The 13,660-nt window shown below is 61.0% G+C and carries 12 protein-coding genes and 2 pseudogenes; 7 read left to right on the top strand and 7 right to left on the bottom strand.

Features of this window, described 5'->3' with window-relative positions; all coding sequences use genetic code 11:
- Positions 1-2: 2 nt before the first annotated feature.
- Positions 3-1,049, bottom strand: a complete 1,047-nt coding sequence (locus tag J8I26_RS21655) for a glycosyltransferase family 4 protein (RefSeq protein WP_209609193.1) — start codon at positions 1,047-1,049, stop codon at positions 3-5.
- 280 nt (positions 1,050-1,329) lie between these two features.
- Between J8I26_RS21655 and glmU the strand changes: the two genes are divergently transcribed.
- The gene (glmU, locus tag J8I26_RS21660; RefSeq protein WP_209609194.1) at positions 1,330-2,688 is read left to right on the top strand and encodes a bifunctional UDP-N-acetylglucosamine diphosphorylase/glucosamine-1-phosphate N-acetyltransferase GlmU; all 1,359 of its coding nucleotides are present in this window, start codon (positions 1,330-1,332) and stop codon (positions 2,686-2,688) included.
- A gap of 72 nt (positions 2,689-2,760) precedes the next feature.
- Here the strand turns inward: glmU and J8I26_RS21665 are convergent, their stop codons facing one another.
- Positions 2,761-3,813, bottom strand: a complete 1,053-nt coding sequence (locus J8I26_RS21665; RefSeq protein ID WP_209609195.1) for a glycosyltransferase family 4 protein — start codon at positions 3,811-3,813, stop codon at positions 2,761-2,763.
- Between the two features lie 109 nt (positions 3,814-3,922).
- Positions 3,923-4,402, bottom strand: a complete 480-nt coding sequence (locus tag J8I26_RS21670; RefSeq protein ID WP_209609196.1) for an Lrp/AsnC family transcriptional regulator — start codon at positions 4,400-4,402, stop codon at positions 3,923-3,925.
- A gap of 192 nt (positions 4,403-4,594) precedes the next feature.
- Between J8I26_RS21670 and glmS the strand changes: the two genes are divergently transcribed.
- Positions 4,595-6,412 (top strand): glutamine--fructose-6-phosphate transaminase (isomerizing), encoded by a 1,818-nt coding sequence (gene glmS, locus J8I26_RS21675; RefSeq protein WP_209609197.1) that lies wholly within the window; start codon positions 4,595-4,597, stop codon positions 6,410-6,412.
- A 329-nt stretch (positions 6,413-6,741) separates the two neighbouring features.
- Here the strand turns inward: glmS and J8I26_RS21680 are convergent, their stop codons facing one another.
- Entirely contained in the window at positions 6,742-7,401 is a 660-nt protein-coding gene (locus J8I26_RS21680) for a TetR/AcrR family transcriptional regulator (protein WP_348635354.1), read from the bottom strand.
- A gap of 125 nt (positions 7,402-7,526) precedes the next feature.
- Between J8I26_RS21680 and J8I26_RS21685 the strand changes: the two are divergent.
- Positions 7,527-8,000, top strand: a pseudogene (locus J8I26_RS21685) (NAD(P)/FAD-dependent oxidoreductase); the annotation flags it as partial.
- Positions 8,001-8,020: 20 nt separating this feature from the next.
- Here the strand turns inward: J8I26_RS21685 and J8I26_RS22875 are convergent.
- From J8I26_RS22875 to J8I26_RS21695, 3 genes and pseudogenes are all read right to left on the bottom strand, one after another.
- Positions 8,021-8,365: pseudogene (locus J8I26_RS22875) on the bottom strand (IS21 family transposase); the annotation flags it as partial.
- A 100-nt stretch (positions 8,366-8,465) separates the two neighbouring features.
- Positions 8,466-8,789 (bottom strand): nuclear transport factor 2 family protein, encoded by a 324-nt coding sequence (locus tag J8I26_RS21690; RefSeq protein WP_209609199.1) that lies wholly within the window; start codon positions 8,787-8,789, stop codon positions 8,466-8,468.
- 52 nt (positions 8,790-8,841) lie between these two features.
- Entirely contained in the window at positions 8,842-9,540 is a 699-nt protein-coding gene (locus J8I26_RS21695) for a pirin-like bicupin family protein (RefSeq protein ID WP_209609200.1), read from the bottom strand.
- A 483-nt stretch (positions 9,541-10,023) separates the two neighbouring features.
- Between J8I26_RS21695 and J8I26_RS21700 the strand changes: the two genes are divergently transcribed.
- From J8I26_RS21700 to J8I26_RS21715, 4 genes are all read left to right on the top strand, one after another.
- On the top strand, positions 10,024-10,719 hold the full coding sequence (locus J8I26_RS21700; RefSeq protein ID WP_209609201.1) for a response regulator: 696 nt from the start codon (positions 10,024-10,026) through the stop codon (positions 10,717-10,719).
- A gap of 226 nt (positions 10,720-10,945) precedes the next feature.
- On the top strand, positions 10,946-11,323 hold the full coding sequence (locus J8I26_RS21705) for a response regulator (RefSeq protein WP_209609202.1): 378 nt from the start codon (positions 10,946-10,948) through the stop codon (positions 11,321-11,323).
- A gap of 236 nt (positions 11,324-11,559) precedes the next feature.
- Positions 11,560-12,288: a response regulator transcription factor gene (locus J8I26_RS21710; protein ID WP_209609203.1), complete on the top strand. Its 729-nt coding sequence runs from the start codon at positions 11,560-11,562 to the stop codon at positions 12,286-12,288.
- A gap of 241 nt (positions 12,289-12,529) precedes the next feature.
- Positions 12,530-13,522, top strand: a complete 993-nt coding sequence (locus tag J8I26_RS21715; RefSeq protein ID WP_209609204.1) for an alpha/beta hydrolase — start codon at positions 12,530-12,532, stop codon at positions 13,520-13,522.
- Positions 13,523-13,660: the final 138 nt, after the last annotated feature.

Genomic DNA, 13,660 nt, shown 5'->3' on the forward strand with positions numbered 1-13,660 from the left:
GATCAATAACCCAGCTTCTTGATTTCCTGCGCCGCGTGAGTGCGATAGATGAGGCGCTCGAATTCGTCAGCCCAGTCGCTGGTCAGGTTCTTCAGCAACAGGCTCTTGCCGGCGCGCGCCAGGTTGGCGTGCACGTCGTCGTTGGAGAGCATGGTGCGCAGGTTCGATGCCAGCAGTTCGACGTTGCCCACCGGGTGCATCAGCGCGTTGACGCCGTTGCGCAGGCCGACATGACGGTAGGTCTCCAGATCGGACAGGCAGACCGGCACGCCCAGCTCGAAGGCTTCCCAGATCGTCAGCGGCTGCGATTCGCTGTTGCTGGCCAGGACGTAGACGTCGGCCGAGGCGAGGTAACGCAGCGTCTCTTCATTGGGCAGCTCGCCCATGAAGCGATAGCGCTCCGGCTGCGACTCCACCAGCTGGCGGGCGGCCGGGTCCAGCGCCAGGTACTTGCCGATGAACATATACTCGACGTTGTCGCGCAGATCAGGCGGCAACAGGTCGGCCGCCATGATCACGTCCTGCGTGCGCTTGCGCTGTTCGATGGTGCCGATGCACAGCACGCGCTTCTTTTGCTTGGGCTTGGGCGCGAGATCTTCCTGGCGATAGATCGCGTCGTTCCAGAAAGGCAGCACATGCGATTGCGCCGGCGAATCGAACAGGAAGCTGCCATAGACGATGCGCTGGAATTCGGTCTGGAACACGATGTGCGACGCCGCGCGGAAACCGTGAGCCGTCTGCGGGGCCTCTAGGAGCAGATCGCGACCGATCTCGGCTTCGTGAATCCACCAGATGACTGGGCAACGCCCTGCGATCTGCCCCACCGCCGCCCCGGAGAGGATGCAGTTGGAGACGACCACATCGACGTCACCCACTTCGCCGACGATGGGAATGCCCAGCGCCTGGAATTTTTTCTTGATGTCGCCCTCACCGTCGCGCCGCGGCAGCACCGACACTTCATGGTTTTGAACCAGTCGCTCGGCCAGGCGCAGCATCGCGATGCTGGCGCCGGTGGTGTAAAACTCATCGTTTAACAGAAGGATCTTCATGCACTTTCCAATGATGCGCCGGCCGCTTGTGCGGCCTGTCGTCGCCTGATGCCCTCGCGCTTGCACTGTCGGCAATTTTTCCCTGGTGCAACGCGCCGCTGCGGATGTGGTTCGGGCAGACTGCCATGATAATTGCCGCACGGCCACGCAAACGGTCGAGCATCCACGCAAATGCCCTTCAGCTTTGCATTTGGACAAGCCGGCCCCTCTGTGGGGCCGCATCCCGCATGCTAGACTTTGCGCTTCATTCCACTGCCAGACACAAGACCAAACGCCTCACATGAACATCGTCATCCTCGCCGCCGGCATGGGCAAGCGCATGCAATCTTCCCTGCCCAAAGTCCTGCACCCGCTCGCCGGAAAATCGCTGCTGGGCCACGTGGTCGACACCGCCCGTTCGCTCTCCCCCGCCAAACTGTGCGTGATCTACGGCCACGGCGGGGATGCGGTGCCGCAGGCCTTCGCCGATCAGGGATTGTCGTTCGCCAAGCAGGAGCCGCAACTGGGCACCGGCCATGCGGTGATGCAGGCGCTGCCTCACATCGAGGATGGCGCGCCCACGCTGGTGCTGTACGGCGATGTGCCGCTGACCACCGGCGCCTCCTTGCAACGCCTGATGGCAGCCGCCGGCAACGACAAACTGGCGGTGCTGACGGTGACGCTGGACGACCCCACCGGCTACGGCCGCATCGTGCGCGAGAACGGCAAGATCGTGGCCATCGTCGAGCAGAAGGACGCCAACGAGGCACAGCGCGCCATCCGCGAGATCAACACCGGCATCATCGCCGCCCCCACGGCCAAGCTGCGCAAGTGGCTGGCGGCGCTGTCCAACAACAACGCCCAGGGCGAGTACTACCTGACCGACGTGATCGCCGCCGCAGTGGCCGACGGCGTCGAGGTGGTCTCGGCCCAGCCGGACGATCTGGCTGAAACGCTGGGTGTGAACAGCAAGGTGCAATTGGCCGAGCTGGAGCGCGTGTACCAGCTGGGCGTGGCGCGCAGGCTGCTGGAAGCCGGCGTCGGCCTGGCCGACCCGGCCCGCATCGACGTGCGCGGCGCGCTGGAGTGCGGCCGCGATGTCGCCATCGACGTCAACTGCGTGTTCGAGGGCAAGGTAGACATCGCCGACGGCGCCTCCATCGGCCCCAACTGCGTGATCAGGAACGCCACCATCGGCGCCGGCGCCAACATCAAGGCCTTCACCCATATCGAGGATGCGGTGGTCGGCGCCGGCGCCCAGGTTGGCCCGTACGCGCGCCTGCGCCCGGGCACCGAGCTGGCCAGCGACGTCCACGTGGGCAACTTCGTCGAGGTCAAGAACAGCATCGTCGGCGTGGGCAGCAAGGCCAACCACCTGGCCTATGTGGGCGATGCCGATGTGGGCAGCGGCGTCAACATCGGCGCCGGCACTATCACCTGCAACTACGACGGCGCCAACAAGTTCCGCACCATCATCGAGGACGACGCCTTCATCGGCAGCGACACCCAACTGGTGGCGCCGGTTCGCGTGGGCAAAGGCGCCACCATCGGCGCCGGCACCACGCTGACCAAGGACGCGCCGGCCGGGCAGCTGACCCTGTCGCGCGCCAAGCAGCTGTCGCTGGCGGGATGGCAGCGACCGGTGAAGATCAAGAAGTAAGGCAGGCACGCAGAAAAAAGCCGGCTCCGCGGAATGCGGGCCGGCTTTTTTTTGCGCCCATCGGCGCGCGGATCAGTAACCGAGCTTTTTGATATCGGCCTGGGTCTTGGCGCGCAGGATGATGCGTTCGAACTCGTCGGCCCAATCCCGGGTCAGGTTCTTCAGCAGCAATGCCTTGCCGGCGCGCACCAGGCTGCTGCGCACGGCGTCGCTGCCGAACAGCGTCTGCAGATTGGCGCGCAGCAGCTCGACATCGCCCACCGGGTGCATCAGCGTGTTGTGCGCGTGACGCAAGCCATAGTGACGGTAGGTCTCCAGATCCGACAGGCACACCGGCACTTCCAGCTCAAAGGCCTCCCAGATGGTCAGCGGCTGCGACTCGCTGCTGCTGGCCAGCACATAGGCGTCCGCCGAGGCCAGGTAGCGCAGCGTCTCCTCATTGTGCAGTTCGCCCAGGAAGCGGTAGCGCTCCGGCGCGGCCTCAGCCACCGCGCGGGCCTCATTGGAGAGCTCGAGGTATTTGCCGATGAACACGCATTCGACCTGGCTGCGCAGCGCCTCATCCATGCCGTGCACGGCCATGATGATGTCTTCGAAGCGCTTGCGGTTATCGATGGTGCCGATGCCGACGATGCGCTTCTTTCCCTCGGGCTTGGGTTTCGGCTGCAGGTCTTGCTGGCGATAGATGGCGTCGTTCCAGAACGGCAGCACATGGGTGGTGACCGGGCTGTCGAACAGGAAGGAGCGATAGACGATGCGCTGGTACTCGGTCTGGAACACGATGTGCGCCGCATGCCTGAACCCCGGCGCCACTTGGGGAAAACGCAGGATCAGCTCGCGCCCGACCTCGGCTTCATGAATCCACCACACCACCGGCACCTTGGGCCCGACGTCGGCCACGTGGATACCCGCCATCAGGGTGTTGGCGACCACCAGGTCGACCGTGTCGATGTTCTGCACGATCGGGATGCCGAGGGCTTCGAACTCCTGCCGGATCGGGCCGTCGCCCTTGCGCCGCTGCATCACGATGACCTCGTGATTGCGGACCAGTCGCTCGGCCAGGCGCAGCATCGCGATGCTGGCGCCGGTGGTGTAAAACTCGTCGTTCAACAACAGGATCTTCATCCCTCATCCCCATCAATCTTCAAACGCGCGAACGGCAGAGCATAAACGCAAATGCGCCGGTGTGGCCGCTCTTGCCTCAGATGGTCCGTGCCGTACGCCCCCGCCGGGGTCAATCGCGGACCGGCGTGATCGGCACCGCCGTCTCGAACTTGCTGCGCAGGATGGAAAAATAGCTGCGCACATTGCGCACGTTCTTTTGCGAAGTGAACAGCCGGTGCGCCAGGGTATGGTAAGCCGGCATGTCGGCCACCAGCACCACCAGCACGAAGTCCGGGCCGGGCGAGACGCGATAGCACTGCTGCACGGCAGCCTCACTCCTGACCGAGGCCTCGAAAGCCTGCTGCTCCTCCTCGCCCTGGCGGTCCAGGGTGATCTCCACGATGGCGGTCAGCGCGGAGGAGAGTTTCTCCGGATCCAGCAACACCACCTGGCGCGCGATCACGCCAGCCTCGGTCAGCCGCTTGACCCGCCGCAGGCAGGTCGGCGGCGAGGCATGCACGGCCTCGGCCAACTGATGGTTGGTTTGGCTGGCGTCAGTTTGCAGCGCCTTGAGGATACGCCGATCGAGGTCGTCCAGTTCCAGTCGCATGAGAATCGAAGAGGGTTATCAAGAATCTGAGAGTTTTAATTGAAATTAAATTTCATTAACTACATTTTTATCACTATTTATTTCACCGAAGATTTTCACGGCAATAATAGTTCAAAACTTAGTAATTTTAGAAATCTTATTTCATCAATGCTCGCCTAATATGACCTCACATTTTTTCAAACGAGGTGTTCCATGTGCGGTATCGTCGGCGCGGTTGCGCAGCAAAACGTCACTCCCATCCTGCTCGAAGGCCTGAAGCGCCTTGAGTATCGCGGCTACGACTCCTGTGGCGTGGCGCTGCATGTGGACGGCAAGCCGCAGCGCTCGCGCAGCACCTCGCGCGTGGCCGACCTGCAGCAGCAGATCGCCCAGACCGGCCTGGCCGGCTTCACCGGCATTGCCCACACGCGCTGGGCCACCCATGGCGCCCCGGCCACCCACAATGCCCACCCGCACTTCTCACGCGACCGCGTGGCGCTGGTGCACAACGGCATCATCGAAAACCATGACGAGCTGCGCGCGGAACTGCAGGCCGCCGGCTACGTCTTCGAAAGCCAGACCGACACCGAAGTGATTGCCCACCTGGTCGACCACATGTACGACGGCGACCTCTTCAACACCGTGCAGCAGGCGGTGCGCCGCCTGACCGGCGCCTATGCCATCGCGGTCTTCTGCGCCGACGAGCCACACCGCGTGGTGGCCGCACGCCAGGGCTCGCCGCTGATCGTGGGCGTGGGCGAGAACCAGAACTTCGTCGCTTCCGACGCCATGGCGCTGGCCGGCACCACCGACCAGATCATCTACCTGGAAGAAGGCGACGTGGTCGACCTGCAGCTGCAAAAGGTCTGGATCGTCGATGCCACAGGCAAGCCGGCGCAGCGCGAAGTGCGCACCGTGCAAGCCTTCACCAGCGCGGTCGAACTCGGCCCGTACCAGCACTACATGCAAAAGGAAATCTTCGAACAGCCGCGCGCCATCGCCGACACGCTCGAAGGGGTGGTCAGCATCATGCCCGAGCTGTTCGGCGACAAGGCCTACAAGGTCTTCAAGGACATCGACTCGATCCTGATCCTTGCCTGCGGCACCAGCTACTACGCCGGCCTGACCGCCAAGTACTGGCTGGAATCCATCGCCAAGATCCCGGTCAACGTCGAAATCGCCAGCGAGTACCGCTACCGCGACAGCGTGCCCAATCCGAAATCGCTGGTGGTCACCATCTCGCAAAGCGGTGAAACCGCCGACACGCTCGCCGCACTCAAGCACGCGCGCAGCCTGGGCATGCAGCACACCCTGACCATCTGCAACGTGGCCACCAGCGCCATGGTGCGCGAATGCGAACTGGCCTACATCACGCGCGCCGGCGTCGAGGTCGGCGTGGCCTCGACCAAGGCCTTCACCACCCAGCTGGCCGCGCTGTTCCTGCTCACGCTGGCGCTGGCGCAAACCCGCGGCCTGTTGACCGCCGAGCAGGAAGAAGCCCACCTGAAGGCCATGCGCCACCTGCCCGCCGCGCTGCAAAGCGTGCTGGCGCTGGAACCCAGCATCGCCGCCTGGGCCGAAGCCTTCGCCCGCCGCGAGAACGCGCTGTTCCTGGGTCGCGGCCTGCACTACCCGATCGCGCTGGAAGGCGCGCTCAAGCTCAAGGAAATCACCTACATCCACGCCGAAGCCTACGCCGCCGGCGAACTCAAGCACGGCCCGCTGGCGTTGGTGACCGACCAGATGCCGGTGGTCACCATCGCTCCCAACGACGCGCTGGTGGAAAAGCTGAAGTCGAACATGCAGGAAGTGCGCGCCCGCGGCGGCCAGCTCTACGTGTTCGCCGACGGCGACTCCCACATCGCCTCGGCCGAAGGCCTGCACGTGATCCGCATGCCGGAACACTACGGCGTACTCTCGCCGATCCTGCACGTGGTGCCGCTGCAGCTGCTGTCGTACCACACCGCCCTGGCGCGCGGCACGGACGTGGACAAGCCGCGTAACCTCGCGAAATCGGTGACGGTGGAGTAAGCCTTCTGCGGCATGGGCCTGTGTGTGGGGCTTGTGAATAAGGTCTAGAACGTGGGAATAAAGCCTAGAACAACGAAATAAAGCCTAGAACAACAAAAGCCATCTAAAAAGCAGACACGCACGAAAAGCAAAAAAGCCCGCGAACGCGGGCTTTTTCTTGAGGTTGATCACAGATGGTGAATTGCACTGATATCCCTCTAACTAATCGCAAAGGTTGATCTCTTCAACTGCTCGTCCGCAATCGGCCAGAAGCCGTCATTCAGTAGTACTAAGGCATTGCTTCTAAATGGAACAAAACCACTGGATATTGTCCTTGAAGCAGTACCAGGTCACCGCCGCGATATCTCTCCTTGGATGCCAGCGTGCGCGGCCATGAACATGGCGACCGCTGCCCGACAATAGGTTTCGACTTCGTTGTCGTCCTCTGCTCTGGCCTCATCGAAACGCGCGATCATCACAAGATCTGAGCCTTTGAAAAGCGCAGCAAACAAACGGGCGGACCGAAGCGGATCTGGCACGTTAAGGAGCGCCTGCACGTGCAACTGACGCAAAATGGCCTCGATTTGCTCAATGACATGGGCGGGGCCGGCTTCGTAATGGAGTTTGCTTAACGACTTTTGATTTGTCTTGTCGGCCATGACCATGGCTTCGACATTGCGGACGTGTGGTCTCAACAGGGTGCGAAGCAATAATGATCCTACTGCCATCAGTTGATCTTCGACCGAACCTTCGACGCCCTTAAGAAGGGCCTGCGGTGCAAACAACTGATGGCAGCCGGCCACCATAGCTGCGGTGAACAGTGCCTCCTTGTTCGCGAAGTGACGATAAATGCTGAGCTTGGATATCTTCGCTCGTTGGGCGACCTTGTCCAATGTTGTCGCTTGAAAACCTAATTCCACGAAGAGTTCGGACGCGGTATCGACGATTGTTTGGCTAAGCGCCTTGTTGGCGGGCCGGCCCCGCCGGGTCTGGCTGTTGTTTTGGCTCACGAAATATAGTCTTTGACAGTATCTTAAATTCATAATTAAGATACCACACAGTTTCGTAAATTTGCAAGATGCGCCAGGCCCAGCCGAGTCCGTCTTCCTCTATCCGCAATCCGGAGCCCATCACAATGAATCACGTCATCATCATCGGCGGCAGCTTTGCTGGCCTCGCCGCCGCTCTGCAGCTGGGTCGTGCCCGCCGTAACGTCATCGTTCTCGATACCGGTCTTCAGCGTAACCGCTTCGCTGGCCGCTCACACGGTATGCTGGGCCACGATGACAAGCCGCCGTCCGAGATCTTGGCCGCTGCGCGGCAGCAACTCGCGCGCTACCCTGCCATCAGGATGGTCAATGCCCGCGCCGACAGCATCTCTGGCGCTATCGACAATTTCTCCGTCCTCACTGGCGATGGCGAAACCCTGAGCGCGCGCCGCTTGATCCTGAGCTACGGCGTTGTTGACCAAATGCCTAATGTTCCGGGCTTTGCGGAGAACTGGGGCACATCCGTCATTCCATGTCCCTATTGCGACGGCTTCGAAGTTGCTGATCAGCATTGGGGTCTCGTCTGGTCTGGCCCGCAGTCGATGAATCAGATCCGTGTTGATTTGCTCGCAGAATTGACCCTCTCCATTTGACCCACCTTCCATTGCCTCCCGAAGGCTGCCACGCTGTCATACCACCCTTCATATCCCAGCTCCCTTAAGTCCAGGAACATCTGTTTAAGGGTTCGTCTTTGCTTGCGCGATTTGACTGCCTCAGCGCTGAGCCAGGCTGAAAGTCGAGGCGCGAATTCATCCAGGGCACTGGATGATTGCCTTGAGGGGTAGGAAGGCTCGATCGCTCCGGATCGGATATAGCGACGAACCGTGTTTCGAGAGATGTCCAGCCGGCGGGAGATTTCCCTGATCCAGATGCGATCGCGGATGTACCAGCGTCGAATAATTCCAAGTAGGGCCACGTCTATCACTCCGTTCTCCCGCTCGCTGTGATGAGCAGGATTGTGGTCTAAACGTGGGTCAACTTAGGATGCAAATTCCTGGGGAAAGTGGGTCAGTTTTCGATGCAACTCAACACTTTCCGTTTTCGGCGATGAGCAGGCCTGCATAGGTCTGCTTGTAGACCTTGCCGGTATCGACTACCAGCGCCTCGAGGTGATATTCCGCAAACACCCGCTCAGGCGTATCGATCCAGACGGTCGGGTTGACCAGGCGAAAATCCGGGATCTTCTTCAGGATGCCCGTAATGAGCCGGCTCACCTCCTGCGGCCCCTGGACCCGGGCCTTGACCCAGGGAAGCTCCAATACACCATCCGTCGCGAACAGTTCGCCTGCGACCTCAGGAGATTGCACGTTGTCCAGATACGCCTGTAAAAGCTGATTTGCTGTTTTCATGTTTTTCTTTCAAGAATCATCAGGTATGCGACTGTCGGTTCGCCGCAGAGGATCAGGTACAGACGACGAATACCAGCTCGGCATCCTTGCGGGCGGAGATGGCGATGGCCTCTTCATCCTTGATGGCCAAGCCGCTGCGCTCGGTGACGACCATCTCCCCCACCGAGACCTCGCCGGCCGCCACGACCAGGTAGCCCAACTGCTCCTTGCCGAATGCGTAGGAGATCGTGGCGCCGGCCTCCAGCATGGCGCTCATCACCCTGGCATCCGCATTGATGAAGACGGCGCCGGCATCTTCCGTAATGCCGCTGGCCAATGGCACCAAGGTATTGGCGCGCTCCTGCCTGGGAAAGAATCGCGTTTCCCACCGGGGTACGATGCCGAGTTGCCGGGGCTTGATCCAGATCTGGAATAGCCGAAGCGGCGTTTTCCCGCTGTTTCTCTCGGCATGGCGTATGCCTGTGCCGGCGCTGAACGCTTGCACATTGCCGGCGGCAACATGACCGACATTGCCCAGGCTGTCTTCGTGCTCCAGAGTGCCTTCGCGAACGTAGGTCACGATTTCCATGTCCCGGTGCCTGTGCATGGGAAAACCCGCGCCGGCGGAAATCTCGTCGTCGTTGAGAATCACCAGATGGCCAAGCGGCATATGCGTCGGATTTTCCAGTGCACTGACGGCAAAATGATGTCTTGCCTTCAGCCATTGATTCTCGTCGCCACCCAGGCTTTCAAGCGGCCTCAGCTGATACATCCCGATTTCCCCTCAATTCGATCAGGAGCCGCGCCATTCAACAATGGAAGCGGGCTCGTTGAGACAGTACCCATGACTCCTTTCATACAACGAGGAGAGACGGGGAATAAAAACATGCGCATGAAATCAGCCGCACCAACACTTCCCACGGTGACTTGCAACGCGGCGGCCATGTTTGATGGTCATGGCGGCGCTTGGGTCGCTGTAAAGGCGGCGTTCTTGCGGCCAAGAATACGAGTGGAGACGAAAGCGCGCATCCCGCTTTTGGTCCCTGCCACTGGCCGAAAGTCGTAGATGCGTTCCCAGCCTGTCGATATTGAAAACGGCCGATTAGAAACGGCCATTACCAAATCTTTGTTATATTTCCTGTCGCGCGATTTAGTGATAAAAATGCAAGCCATTCCTCCTGCGAGAACGCCGAGTTGCCGCAGCCGCTACGCGTGAAACTCTGTTTCCAACTGATTGATACCAAGGTGATTGTTCATGGACTCTGATGCCGGATCAGCGTCGTACGTTAATCCTGAGCCTTTGGTTCACATCATCGACGACGATGTGAACATCAGGGACGGCTTGTCAGAGCTGTTGGCCAGCGCCAACCTGGAGTGCCAAACTTACTCGTCGGCCATGGAGCTTCTTGCCAGGCCCCTCGCCCAACGCCCCAGCTGCCTGGTGCTGGACGTGCGCATGCCGGGCGGCGGCGGGCTCGAATTGCAGGCCCAGCTCAACGCCCTGGGCGAAGGATTGCCGATCATCTTCATGACCGGATACGGCGACGTCGAATCCTGTGTCCGCGCGATGAAGCTCGGCGCAGTGGAGTTCCTGACCAAGCCCTTTCAAGACAAGGAAATGCTCGACGCCATCACGCTGGCGCTCGGGCGGGATCGGATGCGACGCGCCAGGCTGGCCACGCTGGACGCCATGTCCAGGATGCTGGAGACGCTCACGAAGCGCGAAGCGGAAGTGATGTGGCTGGTTGTCGATGGCCTGGCCAACAAGCAGATCGCCTTTGAAATGGGCATTACCGAGGTCACCGTGAAGCTGCATCGGGGCAAGGTCATGCAGAAGATGATGGCGTCGTCCCTCGCCGACCTGGTGAAAAAAGCGGGGATCTTGCGCGAGTCGCAGGCGGCAACGGCCTCACTTTCCGAGACGGGACATGGCGTGAGCATGCCTGGCTAGCCGAAGGCACAGGCGCTTTCAGCGCCATACCCGACCGCATTTTTCCAAAAGGACTAGAGCAAGCTGTCCAAAGGAGGGGGCTGCAACCGGCCACTTGGTATGGTCATGGCAAGACCCCTCACGGAGATATTGTTCTCGCGTTTCTTTGGCGTACACTTCCGGCAGGCGTTCCTTTTCAGTGCGCTGCGTCGGCTGTACCGCCTCTTCCCTTTTCGCTAGGTTCTTTGTGAATGCGCTGCAATTGATTGCCCTGGTAGATGACGACGAGGCGTTTCGCGAAGCGCTGCGAGATCTCCTGGATTCTGCGGGAATCGAAAGCATCGCATTCGAATCCTGCGAAAAATTCCTGGGCGACCCACGCGCGCTCAAGGCAACGTGCATCCTGTTAGATATCAACCTGCCCGGCATGACAGGGCTGGAGTTGCAGCGCGTGTTGAACTGGGCAAGCATAACCACCCCCATCATTTTCCTCACCTCCGTCGACGATGCACACGCACGCGAACGTGCGATGACATCGGGCGCGGCAGGTTTTCTGACCAAACCGGTCGACAGCACGCATCTGTTGAGCTGCATCCATGCACTGGCGAACAGCCGCAAGCACTGAGCAAGGCCTGCGCCGCCCGCATGCGAGCGAGATGAAGGCGCCATGCGCGCCGTTTTCCACCCTTTTTTGCAAATCCACGACTTTGGTCTAGTACCCAAGCGGGGGACGGCGACGTAAAGTCATGTCAAGCCTGGTCGGCCTGACAAGAGACAAGCAATGTTGGCGCCTGCCGGATCAGTATCGTTTATTGCATGGCTCATTGCGCGATTGCACCGCGCACATCCGGGAAACACAACATGACAAGCCCCCATGAAAGCGCACGCCCGATTCGCGTGCTGGTTGCCTATCTCAGTCCGCTTGTGACGACGGGCGTCGTGGTCTCGCTGGGTTCACAGCGCGCCTTTCATGCACAACCGGGTACGTTTGACGCCCTCCCGGATCCGGCAGAGCAGGCTTGCGCTGAGCCGTTCGATGTCGTCATCACCGGCAAGGAGCACGCCCTGCGCCTGGCGCAGGCTATGCGCGGGCAGGCCGCGCCTCGCATGATTCGCCACGCGCGCATCTTCGTGATCAATCAGGGCAGCGGAGAGCTGGACCTGCGCGGCGCCCTGGAGCTGGGAATCCTGGGCTACGCCGCGGCGACGCTGACCCATGAGCAATTGCAGGACGGCGTGCGCACGGTCGCTCGCGGACTGCGCTACGTGTGCCCGCATACCGCCCGCTTCCTGGCCGACCTCATGACGCGTGAATCGCTCACCGCGCGCGAAACCGAGGTCTTGGGCCAGCTCGCCCGGGGCATGGACAACAAGACGATTGCCCAAGAGCTGGGCATGGCCATCGGCACCGTCAAGGCGCATATCAAGGCGCTGATGTCGAAACTGGACGCGCGCTCGAGGACGCAAGTCGTCACCATTGCCATTGCACGCGGGCTGGTCGTGCCTGGCGCTGGCGAGAGTGCTGCGCCGGGTGCATTTTCCTGCGACGCGGAAGCGGTGACACATTCCCCCCTGCGATTTGCCGCGTAATACGCGAGGCCGGGTCCACGGCTAGCGCGCGTCCCTCGCCGCCCATACGCAAAACGACTCATCGCGGCCGTTGAGACTGGCCGATAGAGGTAGTCGTACATAGGCTCCTGCCCGATTGAAAGCGCGATTCTCAAGTGGTCTGATGTGTATTGAATGGCACTCCGGCATTGCGGCGGCGTCCCTGCGAAGCCGCACGCCATTGCCCGGAGCGCCCCCGCTCAATCCACCTGGACATCCCCCCATGAGATACCTCCGCCTTGCCGTTGTCTGCTTCGCCTTTTTTGCACACCACTGTTTCGCCCAGACCCCAAGCCTGGCCACTGAACCCGCCGTCGGCACAAGCGACGAGGAATTGGTCGGGCGGCTCCCCGGGTTCGAGAACGCCTACGCCGAGGTCAATGGCGTGCGACTGCATTACGTGATCGGCGGCAGCGGCCCGCTGGTGATTCTCTTGCCCGGATGGCCGCAGAACTGGTGGGAATACCACAAGATCATGCCCGCCCTCGCCGGCCAGTACCGGGTGGCGTCGGTGGATATCCGCGGCATGGGCAGCTCAAGCAAGCCTGCCGGCGGCTACGACAAGAAGACGATGGCGCGCGACGTGGCCGGGCTGATTCGCACCCTGGGCGCCAAGGAGGCCTATGTCGTCGGCCACGACATTGGCGCCCAGGTGGCTTTCACCGTGGCCGCGAATCATCCCGAGCTCACGCGCAAGCTGGTGTTGATTGATGTCGCCCACCCCGATGCGAGCCTCATGAGCTGGCCGCTGTTGCCCACCCAGGGACAACTGCAAGACAAGGTCGGCGACGGCAGCAGCGCCTATCTGTGGTGGTTTGCGTTCCATCAGGTCAAGGAACTGCCTGAAAAGCTGATGGCCGACGGCAGGGCCCGGCTGGAGCAAGACTGGTTCTTCCACTACCTGACGAAGGATGACAGCTCCATCGATGGGCTCAGCCGCGACGTCTACGCCCGATCCTATTGGACGGCAGACGCCATCCGCGCCGGCAATGCCTGGTACCAGGCGTTCGCTCAGGACATCGCAGACGAGGCCGGCTACGCAAGGCTGATGATGCCTGTCATGGGCATCGCCGGCCCGGGGTATGAATGGGTCAAGGCGAGACTCGGCGTGAAGGCAACCCGGTTTGAAATGGTCAAGGTGCAGGACTCCGGACATTTCATCCCCGAAGAACAGCCCCAGGTGCTGATCGACAACCTCAAGAGCTTCTTGCGCTAGCCATTCGCGCAATGTTCGCTCGCCATTCCATCAGGCCAATTATCCACAATGGTGGATAGTCATTTTCATTTTACACACTTTATCCATAAACAGCCTGTCGATAAAGTGCACCCATGCCTTGCAGCACACAGCGGAAAA

Origin of the sequence: Herbaspirillum sp. LeCh32-8 (genome assembly GCF_017814915.1) — a bacterium.
Classification (GTDB): Bacteria; Pseudomonadota; Gammaproteobacteria; order Burkholderiales; family Burkholderiaceae_D; genus Herbaspirillum.